We start from the raw sequence: 13,169 nt of genomic DNA, 5'->3' as shown, positions 1-13,169 counted from the left end.
CCGCGCAGCGGCCCCCCATCACCAATCAGTGTTCCAGCGCCTGCTGCAAGGCCACCCCTGCCCCCAGCAACCCGGAAAACTCGGCCGTCACCAGCCATACCGGCACCCCGGCGAAATAACCGCTCATGCAACCCTTGTCGGCAAAGCTGGTGGCGAACCCGCTACGCAGGAACAGCTCGGCAAAGCGCGGGATCACACCGCCGACAATATAGACCCCACCGCGCGCACCCAGTGTCAGCACATTGTTACCCGCCACGCGGCCGAGGAATCGGCAGAACTGTTCGATCACCGCCAGCGCCCGCGGTTCACCGGCCAGCGCAGCATCGGTGATCTGCGCCGGGGTGTTGTGTCGGGGTGTGTCGCCGTCCAGTGCACAGATGGCCTGGTACAGGCGCAGCAGGCCACCGCCACTGAGCACGGTTTCGGCGCTGACGTGGCCGATCTGGGCGTGAATCTGTTGGTGAATCGCTGCTTCGCGGGCATTGCCCACCGGCAGGTCGACGTGCCCGCCCTCGCCTGGCAAGGCGCACCAACGCTCGCCCACTCGCAACAAGGAACCGACACCCAGACCGGTACCCGGGCCGATGACCAATGCCGGGCGCGAAAGGTCGGCCTGGCCCGGACACACTTCGCGGAACTCGCCATCGCGCAGGCGGGTCATGCCCAGCGCCATGGCAGTGAAGTCATTGATCAACAGCAACTGCCCGATCTGCAGCCGCTGGCAGAACGCCTGGCGGCTCAGGCGCCAATGGTTGTTGGTGAAGCGGAACTCATCGCCATTGACCGGCCCGGCCACCGCCAGGCAGGCAGCAGCCACGCCGCCGCGAGCGATGCCCAGGCCTTCAAGGTAAGCCTCGATGGCCTGTTCCGGGCTGGTGTAGTCCTCGGTGGCGAAAACCTTCACCGCATGCAGCTGGTTGTCACGCCATAACGCGAAACGGGCATTGGTGCCACCGATGTCGCCAACCAGCAGGTCCTTCATTTGAGGTTCTCCAGGGCCGAGGTGAAGGCGCTGGCGCCCTGCTCTGCCGGGCTGAACGCCATGCGCATGAAGCCGAACAGCTCGCGCCCGCAGCCCAGGTCGTTGCCCTGGGGCGCTGGCGGCAGGTCGCGGCTGGCCAGTTCTTCGGCCGACACCATTACCCGCAGCGTGCCTTCGACACCATCAACCCGCACGATATCACCGTCGCGCACCCGCGCCAGCGGGCCACCGTCATACGCCTCTGGGCAGACATGAATGGCCGCCGGGATCTTGCCGGAGGCGCCAGACATGCGCCCGTCGGTGACCAGCGCCACCTTGTAGCCGCGATCCTGCAGCACACCGAGGAACGGCGTGAGCTTGTGCAGTTCTGGCATACCGTTGCAGCGCGGGCCCTGGAAGCGCACCACGGCGACGAAGTCGCGCTCCAGCTCGCCGGCCTTGAACGCATCGGCCAGCGACTGCTGGTCGTGAAACACCCGCGCCGGGGCTTCGACCACCTGGTGCTCCGGGGCGACCGCGGACACCTTCATCACGCCTCGACCAAGGTTGCCTTCCATCACCCGCAGGCCGCCTTCGGCGGAGAACGGTCGGGCCACCGGGCGCAGGATGCTTTCGTCCAGGCTGTGCTGCGGCCCTTCGCGCCACACCAGCTTGCCGTCGTCGAGGAACGGTTCCTGGGTGTAGCGACGCAGGCCATGACCGGCCACGGTGTTGACGTCCTCGTGCAGCAGCCCGGCATCGAGCAGCTCGCGGATCAGGAAAGCCATGCCGCCAGCCGCCTGGAAGTGGTTGATGTCGGCCTTGCCGTTGGGGTAGACGTGGGACAGGGTCGGCACCACTTCGGAGAGGTCGGCCATGTCCTGCCAGGTCAGCTGGATCCCCGCCGCCTGGGCAATTGCCGGGATATGCAAGGTGTGGTTGGTCGAGCCGCCAGTGGCATGCAGGGCAACGATGGAGTTGACCAGTGCCTTCTCATCGACGATTTCGCCCAGCGGCATGAAGTTGCCGCTGGCCTTGGTCATGCGCGTGACCTGCTGCGCGGCCTCGGCAGTGAGCGCGTCACGCAGCGGCGTGTACGGGTTGACGAAGGAGGCGCCGGGCAGGTGCAGACCCATCACTTCCATCACCAGCTGGTTGGTGTTGGCCGTGCCGTAGAAGGTGCAGGTGCCCGGGCTGTGGTAGGACTTCATTTCCGATTCCAGCAGCTCCTCGCGGCTGGCCTTGCCCTCGGCGTAGCGTTGGCGCACGTCAGCCTTCTGCTTGTTGGAGATGCCGGACACCATCGGCCCACCGGGGACGAAGATGGTCGGCAGGTGGCCAAAGCGCAGTGCGCCCATCATCAGCCCGGGGACGATCTTGTCGCAGATGCCCAGCATCAGCGCGGCGTCGAACATGTTGTGCGACAAGGCCACGGCGGTGGACATGGCGATGACTTCACGGCTGGCTATCGCCAGTTCCATGCCCGGCTCGCCCTGGGTCACGCCGTCGCACATGGCCGGTACGCCACCGGCAAACTGGCCGACCGAACCGACCTCGCGCAGGGCCTGCTTGATCTGCTCGGGGAAGTGCAGGTAGGGCTGGTGCGCCGAGAGCATGTCGTTGTAGGCCGAGACGATGGCCACGTTGGCCGCGTTCATCAGGCGCAGGGTCTGCTTGTCCTCGCTGCCGCAACCGGCCACGCCATGGGCGAAGTTGGCGCATTGCAGGCTGGCACGCATGGGGCCTTCGCTGGCCGCGCCGCGAATCAGCTGCAGGTAGCGTTCGCGGGTGGCACGGCTGCGCTCGACCAGCCGCTGGGTGACCTCAAGGATGCGCGGATGCATGTACTGGACTCCAGGCTAATTGTAAGGGCGGTTTACCAGGCATTTTCCCTCCAAACGATTGCGGCCTAGGCTCAAGAAGAGGAGCCCGCTGCATCGGTGAAGGCACGCTGCCCAACCACTCGTTGTATGTTTAAACAAAATACTGCCATTAAAAAGGCTTGTTTTCTATCCGCCAGTGAATAATCTTGTAATTCCAACAACAAAACCGTTTCAGTGAAGCTCCTTTGTGCCACAGGTTTCACTCGGACTGCCAGAGGTACTGCCATGACTCTACGCATCGCCATCAATGGATTCGGCCGCATCGGGCGCAATGTCCTGCGCGCACTGTATACCCAAGGCTACCGCCAGGACCTGCAAGTCGTCGCCATCAACGACCTGGGTGACAGCGCCATGAACGCCCATCTGCTCAAGTACGACAGCGTGCACGGCACCTTCGACGCCAGCGTCGAGGCCGACCACGAAAGCCTGACGGTCAATGGCGACCGTATCGCCGTCAGCGCCATCCGCAATCCGGCCGAACTGCCCTGGAAGGCCGAGGCGATCGACGTGGTGTTCGAATGCACCGGGCTGTTCACCGAGCGCGCCAAGGCCGCAGCGCACCTGGCTGCGGGGGCAGGCAAGGTGATCGTCTCGGCACCCGCCAAGGGCGCCGATGCCACGGTGGTATACGGTGTCAACCATGATGTGCTGCGGGCCTCGCACCAGGTCATTTCCAACGCCTCGTGTACCACCAACTGCCTGGCGCCGATCGCCCAGGTGCTGCACCGCGAGTTCGGCATCGAGCAGGGCCTGATGACTACCATCCATGCCTATACCAACGACCAGGTGCTGACCGACGTGTACCATGGCGACCCGTATCGCGCACGCTCGGCAACCCAATCGATGATTCCCAGCAAGACCGGGGCCGCCGAGGCGGTGGGCCTGGTGCTGCCGGAACTGGCCGGCAAGCTGACCGGCATGGCGGTGCGCGTGCCGGTGATCAACGTGTCGCTGGTGGACCTCACCGTCAACCTCAAGCGCGAGGCCACGGCCGAGCAGGTCAACCAGCTGTTCCTCGAAGCCAGCAAACATTCGCGGGTGCTGGGCTACAACGCCTTGCCGCTGGTTTCCTGCGATTTCAACCACAACCCGCTGTCGTCGATCTTCGATGCCAACCATACCCGGGCCAACGGGCGCATGCTCAAGGTGCTGGCCTGGTATGACAACGAGTGGGGCTTCTCCAACCGTATGCTGGATAACTGCCTGGCGCTGTGCCGCGCCGGCTGAGCGCCGGACAGCAGCCGCCTTGCGCGCCATCGCGACGCAAGGCCGCTGCTGCACAGGGACCGCGCAAGGTGCGGTACTCACAATCTTTACCTTTTCCTAACATTTCCAAGCTTGACCTTCGACACGGATGATAAGCATTATCATTAACCTTTTGTCGGCCAGGTCACCTCGTGAGTCAGTCCCGGTTCAATTCCGTCTTCCTCGTCCAGCGCCTGAGTCTGCTGCGCACCCTGCAGCGTATGGTTGGCAACCCGAACACGGCCGAGGACCTGCTGCAGGAGACCTACCTGCGGGTGTCGCGCGCCCTCGCTGAGCGGCCGGTCGAACACATCGAACCGTTCGTCTTCCAGACCGCGCGCAACCTGGCCCTCGACCACCTGCGTGCACGCCGGGTGCAGTCGCGCATGCTGGTCGACGACGTGTCCGACGAGGTTCTGCACAGCGTGGCTGCGCCAGCCAGCAGCAGCGAAGACGCCGCCCATGCCGAACAATTGCTCAGGCAACTGAGCGTCAGCCTTGGCCAACTGAGCCAACGCCAGCAGCGTATCTTCATCCTCAGCCGCCTGCATGGCGCCACCTACCTGGAAATTGCCGAACAGCTGAAGGTTTCGCCGAGCACGGTGCAGAAGGAACTGAAACTGATCATGGCGATCTGCATGGGTGTTGCCGACCGACTCAAGTAAGGCATGCCAAGCCCTTGCCACTGCCCGCCGCAGCCTTGATCATTCGCAAAAAGACCATTCAGGGATTCACCGTGACCGATAGCCCCGCCCCCCGCCCGTCACCCGCCGGGCCCAGCGCCCGTGCTCGTGCCATGGACGAGGCGCTGGACTGGCTGGTGCGCCTGCAATGCGCGGATGCCGAGGATACCCAGGCCTTTGCAGCCTGGCTCAGCGCGGCGCCGGAAAACGCCGAAGCCTTCGTGGCGGCAGAAGCCCTGTGGAATGGCGCACCGCTGCACCAGCTGGCCACGCAGATGCATCAGCAACAGCGCCGCTCATGGCGCGGGCGTCTGCGCAGTCACTGGAAGCCACTGGCTACGGCGGCGCTGTTGCTGGCAGGGCTGTGCACACTCGGCAACCTGCCCATGCGCCTGCAGGCGGACCACCTGACGGTGGTCGGCGAACGCCAGCGCCTGCAATTGGACGACGGGGCGAACGTGCTGCTCAACACCGATACGGCATTCGCCAGCGAGCATCACGACGGTCGCCAGGTTGCCCGTCTGCTGCAAGGCGAGGCTTATTTCCAGGTGGCCGGGGGTGCACGGCGACCGCTGGAAGTGCAGGCCGGGCCGTTGCGCGCGCAGGTGCGCGACACCGACTTTGCCGTGCGTTATCTCGACGGTGAGGCACAAGTGCGCGTGCAGCGCGGCGATATCGACCTGCAGGGCGACCGCGACCAACGTATCAGCCTGGGTGCCGGCGAGAGTATCAGTGTCGGCCCCCATGGCTTCGGCCAGCGCCAGCGCCCCGACCTGCACAAGGACCTGGCCTGGGTCGATGGCCGCCTGGTGTTTGAAAACTGCCCGCTCAGCCAGGTGCTGGCCGAACTGCGGCGCTATTACCCAGGCTGGATCATCAACCGCAACAGGCAGCTGGAAAACGTGACGGTGACCGGCAACTACCGCCTCGATCAGCCCCTGGAAACCCTGCGTGCGCTGGCCCACATCACCTCGGCCCGGCTGCACGAGTACCCGGCGCTGGTCATCCTGAACTGATCCTTTGCCTGGCCGGCCCGATCGCCGGCGAGCCCGCTCCACCGCGCCTTAAAACATCACCTTATGAGCGGCTTCAAGCGCGATCACCAGCACGGCCGGTGCCATCCACCGCGTCGCCTGGTTCGCGGATAAATCCGCTCCTGCAGGTAATGCGCTGGCTTCTTGTATTTATTTTTACGCGGTCGCGCCGCCTCGCTCGTCTCGTTATAGCCAATGCGACTGATTCTTGTTCAAAGACGAGAACAGCCAACACCTATAACAGTCCGCGCGTCAGGGAGCGCTTTCGATGTCCACAGGTCCTACCCGCCCCTCCACCCTTACCCGCCGTACAGGGCCACTGTCCCTGCTCACACTGGCCCTGCTCGCCAGCGGTACCTGCAGCCTGCCGGCGCTGGCCGCCGAGCCGTCCCAGGCCAGCAGCCCGCGCATGGGCGAATACCGCTTCAACATCGGCCAGCAGCCACTGGTGACGGCCATCAATGCGTTCAGCCAGGCCACCGGCTGGCAAGTCGGCTTCAGCGCCGAGCTGGCCGACGGCGTAGTCTCGCCAGGGGTGCAGGGTTCGCTGCTGCCGGAAGCCGCACTCAAGCGCCTGCTGCACGGCACCGGCCTGGGCGTACGCAAGATCGGCAACGGCAATGTGGTGCTCGAACGCCAGGCTGGCAGCAGCGTGGTCGCCCTGCAGCAGGTCACCGTCAGCGCCACCCGCAGCGCCCAGGACGTCAGCCAGGTGCCGAGTACCGTAAGCGTACAGACCCGCGAGCAACTGGACCGGCAGAACGTCAACACTATCCAGGACCTGGTGCGCTACGAACCCGGCGTGTCAGTGGCCGGCACCGGCCAGCGCAGCGGCCTGAACGGCTACAACATCCGTGGTATCGACGGTGAACGAATCCTCACCCAGGTCGACGGCGTGTCGATCCCCGACAGTTTCTTCTACGGGCCCTACGCCCAGACCCAGCGCAACTACGTCGACCCGGAAATCGTCAAACGCGTGGAAATCCTCCGCGGCCCGGCCTCGGTGCTGTACGGCAGCAATGCCATCGGCGGCGCGGTCAGCTATTTCACCCTCGACCCAGACGACATCATCAAGCCCGGCCAGGACGCTGGTGCCCGCCTGAAGAGCGGCTACAGCTCGGCCGACGAAAGCTGGCTGACCTCCGCCACAGTCGCCGCTCGCCAGGGCGACTTCGACGGCCTGCTGCACCTGAGCCAGCGCAACGGCCACGAAACCGAGACCCACGGCGGCCACGGCGGCGAAGGGCTGTCGCGTAGCGAAGCCAACCCGATGGACGCGCGCACCACCAACGTGCTGGCCAAGCTGGGTTGGGACTACGCCGACGATGCGCGCCTCGGTTTTACCTACGAGCGCTACAAGGATGACCGCGACCAGAACATCCTCAGCGCAGTGGGCGGGCCGTTCACCGGCGGCGCCAATGGCATGGGCTTCTACAAGGCACGTACCGGCAACGACACCATCACCCGTGAGCGCTTCGGCATCAGTCATGAGCTTGGCCTGGCATCGCCGCTTGCCGAGCACATGAAGTGGAGCCTCAACTACCAGATCGCCAAGACCGACCAGCACACCGAGGAAATCTATGCGCCCTTCACCCGCCAGGTACTGCGCACCCGCGATACCCTCTACAAGGACCGCCAATGGGTGTTCGACGCGCAACTGGACAAGGCTTTCAGCCTGGCTGCCACCGACCATCTGCTGACCTACGGCACCACCCTCAGGCATGAGAAGGTCACCGGCTCGCGCAGCGGCACCGGTACCTGCCTGGCCGTTGGCGCAGGCTGCCCTGCCGCCGGCGCCGACCGCCCGGCCGATGGCCAGGCCCTGGTCAGCGACTTCCCGGACCCGACCGTGAACACCTACAGCCTGTTCGTGCAGGATGAAATCCGCTGGAACGACTGGACCTTCCTGCCCGGCGCACGCTACGACTACACGCGCATGGAGCCAAGGTTCACCGAGGAATACCTGCGCGGCCTGGAATCAACCGGTGCGGCGCCCACCTCCCTGGACGACTCCACCAGGACGTGGCACCGTGTCTCGCCCAAGTTCGGCCTCACCTACGCCTTCAACGAAAACTACACCTGGTACGGCCAGTACGCGGAAGGCTTCCGCACGCCGACCGCCAAAGCCATGTTCGGCAAATTCCAGAACCTCGACCAGGGCTACCGCGTGGAAGGCAACCCGGGCCTGGAACCGGAGAAGAGCAAGAGCTATGAAACCGGCCTGCGCGGCAACTTCGACGCCGGCAGCTTCGATGTGGCGGTGTTCTACAACAAGTACCGCGACTTCATCGATGAAGACGCCGTGCAGAGCGCCAACCTGGAGCAGACTTTCCGCGCCAGCAACATCAAGCACGCCACCATCAAGGGCGCCGAGTTCAAGGGCCGCCTCAACCTCGACCGCTTCGGCGCGCCGCAGGGCCTGTACGGCCAGGGCTCGCTTGCCTACGCCTACGGCCGCAACGACGACAGCGGCGCGCCGCTGAACAGCGTCAACCCGCTCAAGGGTGTGTTCGGCCTCGGTTACGAGCAACCGCAATACGGTGGCCTGCTGAGCTGGACACTGGTCAAGCGCAAGACCCGCATCGACGACAGCACCTTCCATTCGCCCGACGGCTCCGGCAGCAAGTTCCGCACCCCGGGCTACGGCGTGCTGGACCTGACCGGCTACTACCGGGTCAGCGACGACGTCACCATCAATGCTGGCCTGTACAACCTCACCGACAAGAAGTACTGGCAGTGGGATTCGGTGCGCAGCTACGACGGCCAGGGCGAAGCGGCAGTGACCCAGCCAGCCAACATCGACCGCCTGAGCATGCCGGGGCGCAACTTCGGCATCAATGTGGTCTGGGACATCTGACCTGGACTGGCACTGACAGGTTGTTTCTTCAGTGCCGGCCTCGCCGCGGGCTCACCTGCGAAGAGGCCGGCACTGCAGGCATAGATCGCAGATTTTTTTTACCGTCGCCCCCGTACTGTTTCGTCTTGTCTCTAGAGCCCTTTTTCCAAGGATTTCCCATGACCGACCGCCCAGCCCTGCGTTCCCAACGCCTGAACCAGATCACCCATGCCCCGCACGCCGAACTGGATGCCCTGGTCAAATCCCACGCTCCGTTCGACAGCCGCGAGAGCTTTGCCCGTTTCGTGGTCGCCCAGTACCTGTTCCAGGCCGAATTGCAGCCCCTTTACAACGACCCGCAACTGATCGCCATCGTCCCCGACCTGGCCGAGCGCTGCCGTGCCGAACAGGCCCGCCTGGACCTCGCCGACCTGGCCACCGAAGTGCCACCCGCGCTACCCGGTGCGCTGCGCAATCCAGGCCTGGGTGAGGCAATGGGCTGGATCTTCGTCTCCGAAGGCTCCAAACTGGGCGCGGCGTTTTTGATCAAGCGTGCCATGGCCCTGGGCCTGTCCGACAGTTTCGGTGCTCGCCACCTGGGCGAGCCGGCCGGTGGCCGGGCCGAAGGCTGGAAACACTTCACCCGTATTCTTGATGGCCTGGCACTGTCGGCCGACGACGAGGCTGCAGCAGAACGCGGCGCGGTGGCTGCCTTCGAACGCTTCACCGAGCTGCTCAGGCACGCCTATGCTACGGATGCCGCGCTGGCTTGATACGCCATACCCGGCCACCCTGTCGGTGGCCGAACCGCTTTTTATGCAGTGAGACCATGACCCGACCCGCCCGCTCGAAACTCGCCCGCGTGCTGTATGCGATCCTGGCTTATGTCAGCCTGGGCGTGGGCCTGGTCGCGATTGTGATTCCCGGCCTGCCAACCACCGAATTCATCCTGCTGGCCGCCTGGGCAGCTACCCGCAGTTCGCCACGCCTGTCGGCCTGGCTGGAAAACCACCGGCTGTTCGGGCCGACCCTGTCCAACTGGCGCAATGGCAAGGTGATCCGGCGGCGCGCGAAAGTCAGTGCGACACTCAGCATGTTGCTGTGCGCAGGGCTGATGCTGACGCTTCTGCAGCACCACTGGCCGGTGTACCTGGCCATCGCCGGCATGGCCCTGGGCAACCTGTGGATCTGGTCACGCCCGGAACATCCTTGCCCTGCCCCATCACAGGCTCAGCAGCCCTGAATACAAGGCATAGGCAGCGAACGCGGCGCCTGCCAGCACGGCGGCGAAAATCAGCTTTTCCCAACGGGTGAACAGCGCCTGGCCCTGCTCATGCCTGGCCCTGGCAAACAGGATCACCCCGGGGGCATAGAGCAGCGCTGACAGCAACAGGTACTTGAGGCCACCGGCGTAGAGCAGCCAGATGGCATACAGCAAGGCAACCAGCGCCACCAGCAGGTCCTTGCGACGCAGCGCTGGCTGCCCGGCATAGGTTTCCGCACGCACCGCCAGCAGTACGGCGTAGGCCGCCGACCACAGGTACGGCACCAGGATCATCGACGAAGCCAGGTAGATCAGGCTGGTGTAGGTACCGGCAGAGAACAGCGTGATCAGCAGAAAACCCTGGATCATGCAGTTGGTCAGCCATAGGGCGTTGGCCGGCACCTGGTTGGCATTTTCCTTGGCCAGGAACCGCGGCATGGTCTTGTCCCGCGCCGTGGCGTAGAGAATTTCGGCACAGAGCAGTGCCCACGACAACAGCGCGCCGAGCAACGAAACCGCCAGGCCGATACTGATCAGCAGGGCGCCCCAGGGCCCGACGATATGCTCCAGCACCGAGGCCAGCGACGGGTTCTGCAACCCGGCCAGCTCCGGCTGGGTCATCACCCCCAGCGACAGCACATTCACCAGCACCAGCAGCGCCAGCACCCCGAGAAAGCCGATCACCGTGGCCTTGCCCACATCCGAACGGCGCTGGGCACGGCCGGAATACACGCTGGCACCTTCAATGCCGATGAACACGAACACCGTCACCAGCATCATGTTGCGCAACTGCTCCAGCACACTGCCGAACTGCGGGTTGCCCAGGCCCCAGATGTCGCGGGTGAAGATATCGGCACGGAAAGCGAACAGCGCGATCACCACGAAGATCAGCAGCGGCACGACCTTGGCCACGGTGGTCACCTGGTTGATGAACGCCGCTTCCTTGATACCGCGCAGCACCAGGAAGTGCACCGCCCACAGCAGCAGCGAGGCACAGCCGATGGCGAGCGGCGTGTTGCCCTCGCCAAACGCCGGGAAGTAGAAGCCCAAGGTGCTGAACAACAACACGAAATAGCCGACGTTGCCCAGCCAGGCGCTGATCCAGTAGCCCCAGGCCGAAGAGAAGCCCATGTAGTCGCCAAAGCCGGCCTTGGCATAGGCGTAAACCCCTGAGTCCAGCTCTGGCTTACGGTTGGCCAGGGTCTGGAACACGAACGCCAGGGCCAGCATGCCGACCGCCGTGATGGCCCAGCCGATCAGCACCGCCCCCACCTCCGCACGCGCCGCCATGTTCTGCGGCAGCGAGAAGATACCGCCGCCGATCATCGAGCCGACCACCAACGCGATCAGCGCGCCCAGGCGCAGCTTCTGTCCCGATTCGCTCATGCGCCTCCTTTTTTGCGCGCCGTCATAGGTTTGCAACAGCCACTCGGGCCATATGGATGAGGTTACTTATACTGATAGTAAGCAAGGAAGCTATAGCATTCATAACTACATTGTCTATAACACCTTCGAGATAAAACTAGCAGCTGCAATGCAACTAGGAAAGCAACTGGTTAAAACTGAAAATTCTCGGCAAAAATTTGCGAAAGCGACAAAAGCGGCTAGCTTCAAGCATCGCAGGCTGAACAGAGCGTTTGCTCTAGAGGGGACATGGAGGTGCCAGCGTGCAAGGCCTGCAGCACAAGTTGTCGGCACTCTCCAGGAGCAACGTGAAGGAAATTTCCCACTTCACGTCGCCATGAGCTGATCCAAGTCAGCGTATGGCAACGGCGACGGATTTACCCTGTCGTCAACTTTCTCCTGGCAGGAGTCGTTAAATGTCTGATGCATCCGGAAAACTAAAACTCGGCGCGTTAGTTGCACTTGTCGTCGGCTCGATGATTGGCGGCGGTATCTTCTCGCTGCCGCAAAACATGGCGGCCAGCGCAGGCGTCGGTGCGGTACTGATCGGCTGGGCCATCACGGCGGTCGGCATGCTGACCCTGGCGTTCGTGTTCCAGACCCTGGCCAACCGCAAGCCTGACCTGGATGGCGGGGTATACGCCTATGCCAAGGCCGGCTTTGGCGACTACATGGGCTTCTCTTCGGCCTGGGGCTACTGGATCAGCGCCTGGCTGGGCAACGTCGGCTACTTCGTGCTGCTGTTCAGCACCTTGGGCTACTTCTTCCCGATCTTCGGCGAAGGCAACACGCCAGCCGCCATCATTGGCGCTTCGGTGCTGCTGTGGGCGGTGCACTTCCTGGTACTGCGCGGCATCAAGGAAGCGGCGTTCATCAACCTGGTCACCACCGTGGCCAAAGTGGTGCCGCTGGTGCTGTTCGCCCTGATCTGCCTGTTCGCCTTCAAGCTCGACATCTTCACCGCCGACATCTGGGGCCTGGGCACGCCCGAACTGGGCAGCGTGATGAACCAGGTACGCAACATGATGCTGGTCACCGTGTGGGTGTTCATCGGCATCGAGGGCGCGAGCATCTTCTCGTCGCGGGCGGAAAAGCGCTCCGACGTGGGCAAGGCCACGGTCATCGGCTTCGTCACCGTGTTGCTGTTCCTGGTACTGGTCAACGTGCTGTCGCTGGGCATCATGACCCAACCGGAACTGGCCAAGCTGCAGAACCCGTCGATGGCCGCCGTGCTGGAACATGTAGTCGGCCACTGGGGCGCGGTGCTGATCAGCGTCGGCCTGATCATCTCGCTGCTCGGGGCCCTGCTGTCGTGGGTACTGCTGTGCGCCGAGATCATGTTCGCCGCGGCCAAGGACCACACCATGCCGGAGTTCCTGCGCCGCGAGAATGCCAACCAGGTGCCGGCCAACGCCCTGTGGCTGACCAACGCCATGGTGCAGATCTTCCTGGTGATCACGCTGTTCTCCAACAGCACCTACCTGTCGCTGATCTACCTGGCTACGTCGATGATCCTGGTGCCCTACCTGTGGTCGGCAGCCTATGCCGTGCTGCTGGCAGTGCGCAGCGAAACCTACGAACAGGCCCTGGCCGAACGGCGCAAGGACCTGATCATCGGTGCCATCGCCCTGGTGTACGCCATCTGGCTGCTGTACGCCGGCGGCGTGAAATACCTGCTGCTCTCGGCCCTGCTCTACGCCCCTGGCGCGATCCTGTTCGCCAAGGCCAAGCGTGAGGTTGGCCAGCCTGTCTTCACCAACGTGGAAAAACTGATCTTCGCAGCCGTGGTCATCGGTGCCCTGGTGGCAGCCTTCGGCCTGTACGACGGCTTCCTGACCCTTTGACCCACGTCATCGTTC

General features: G+C 64.0%; 11 protein-coding genes. 7 read left to right on the top strand and 4 right to left on the bottom strand.

Annotated features, from left to right (window positions below):
* Positions 1-25: 25 nt before the first annotated feature.
* The 3 genes from ACLEJP_RS23115 to ACLEJP_RS23105 form a co-directional block, all read right to left on the bottom strand.
* Positions 26-982 (bottom strand): glucokinase, encoded by a 957-nt coding sequence (locus ACLEJP_RS23115; RefSeq protein WP_440810275.1) that lies wholly within the window; start codon positions 980-982, stop codon positions 26-28.
* Complete coding sequence (edd, locus tag ACLEJP_RS23110; protein ID WP_225780584.1) at positions 979-2,805, bottom strand: phosphogluconate dehydratase; 1,827 nt, start codon at positions 2,803-2,805, stop codon at positions 979-981. The genes ACLEJP_RS23115 and edd overlap by 4 nt, the downstream gene beginning before the upstream one ends.
* Before the next feature lie 71 nt (positions 2,806-2,876).
* Complete coding sequence (locus ACLEJP_RS23105) at positions 2,877-3,071, bottom strand: hypothetical protein (protein ID WP_440810273.1); 195 nt, start codon at positions 3,069-3,071, stop codon at positions 2,877-2,879.
* On the opposite strand from ACLEJP_RS23105, the gene gap reads away from it, so the two are divergent.
* The 6 genes from gap (at position 3,070) to ACLEJP_RS23075 (ending at position 9,885) form a co-directional block, all read left to right on the top strand.
* A complete protein-coding gene (gap, locus tag ACLEJP_RS23100) occupies positions 3,070-4,071 on the top strand; it encodes a type I glyceraldehyde-3-phosphate dehydrogenase (RefSeq protein WP_225780583.1) in 1,002 nt (333 codons plus the stop codon). The genes ACLEJP_RS23105 and gap overlap by 2 nt on opposite strands.
* A gap of 170 nt (positions 4,072-4,241) precedes the next feature.
* Positions 4,242-4,754, top strand: coding sequence for an RNA polymerase sigma factor (locus tag ACLEJP_RS23095; protein WP_440810271.1), 513 nt, complete (start codon positions 4,242-4,244; stop codon positions 4,752-4,754).
* A 71-nt stretch (positions 4,755-4,825) separates the two neighbouring features.
* Entirely contained in the window at positions 4,826-5,788 is a 963-nt protein-coding gene (locus tag ACLEJP_RS23090) for a FecR family protein (RefSeq protein WP_440810268.1), read from the top strand.
* A gap of 286 nt (positions 5,789-6,074) precedes the next feature.
* Complete coding sequence (locus tag ACLEJP_RS23085; RefSeq protein WP_440810265.1) at positions 6,075-8,663, top strand: TonB-dependent receptor; 2,589 nt, start codon at positions 6,075-6,077, stop codon at positions 8,661-8,663.
* 158 nt (positions 8,664-8,821) lie between these two features.
* Positions 8,822-9,415 (top strand): biliverdin-producing heme oxygenase, encoded by a 594-nt coding sequence (locus tag ACLEJP_RS23080; protein WP_289134045.1) that lies wholly within the window; start codon positions 8,822-8,824, stop codon positions 9,413-9,415.
* Between the two features lie 56 nt (positions 9,416-9,471).
* Positions 9,472-9,885: a YbaN family protein gene (locus ACLEJP_RS23075; protein ID WP_440810261.1), complete on the top strand. Its 414-nt coding sequence runs from the start codon at positions 9,472-9,474 to the stop codon at positions 9,883-9,885.
* On the opposite strand, the gene arcD (ACLEJP_RS23070) is transcribed toward ACLEJP_RS23075, so the two are convergent.
* On the bottom strand, positions 9,865-11,292 hold the full coding sequence (gene arcD / locus ACLEJP_RS23070; RefSeq protein WP_440810258.1) for an arginine-ornithine antiporter: 1,428 nt from the start codon (positions 11,290-11,292) through the stop codon (positions 9,865-9,867). The two genes, ACLEJP_RS23075 and arcD (ACLEJP_RS23070), sit on opposite strands and share 21 nt — an antisense overlap.
* Before the next feature lie 434 nt (positions 11,293-11,726).
* Here arcD (ACLEJP_RS23070) and arcD (ACLEJP_RS23065) point away from each other — a divergent pair, with 434 nt between their 5' ends.
* Complete coding sequence (arcD, locus tag ACLEJP_RS23065) at positions 11,727-13,154, top strand: arginine-ornithine antiporter (RefSeq protein WP_440810257.1); 1,428 nt, start codon at positions 11,727-11,729, stop codon at positions 13,152-13,154.
* Positions 13,155-13,169: the final 15 nt, after the last annotated feature.

Source organism: Pseudomonas sp. SMV7 (genome assembly GCF_052041995.1).
In the GTDB taxonomy this organism is placed as follows: domain Bacteria; phylum Pseudomonadota; class Gammaproteobacteria; order Pseudomonadales; family Pseudomonadaceae; genus Aquipseudomonas.
This window is presented reverse-complemented; position numbering and strand designations above follow the sequence as displayed.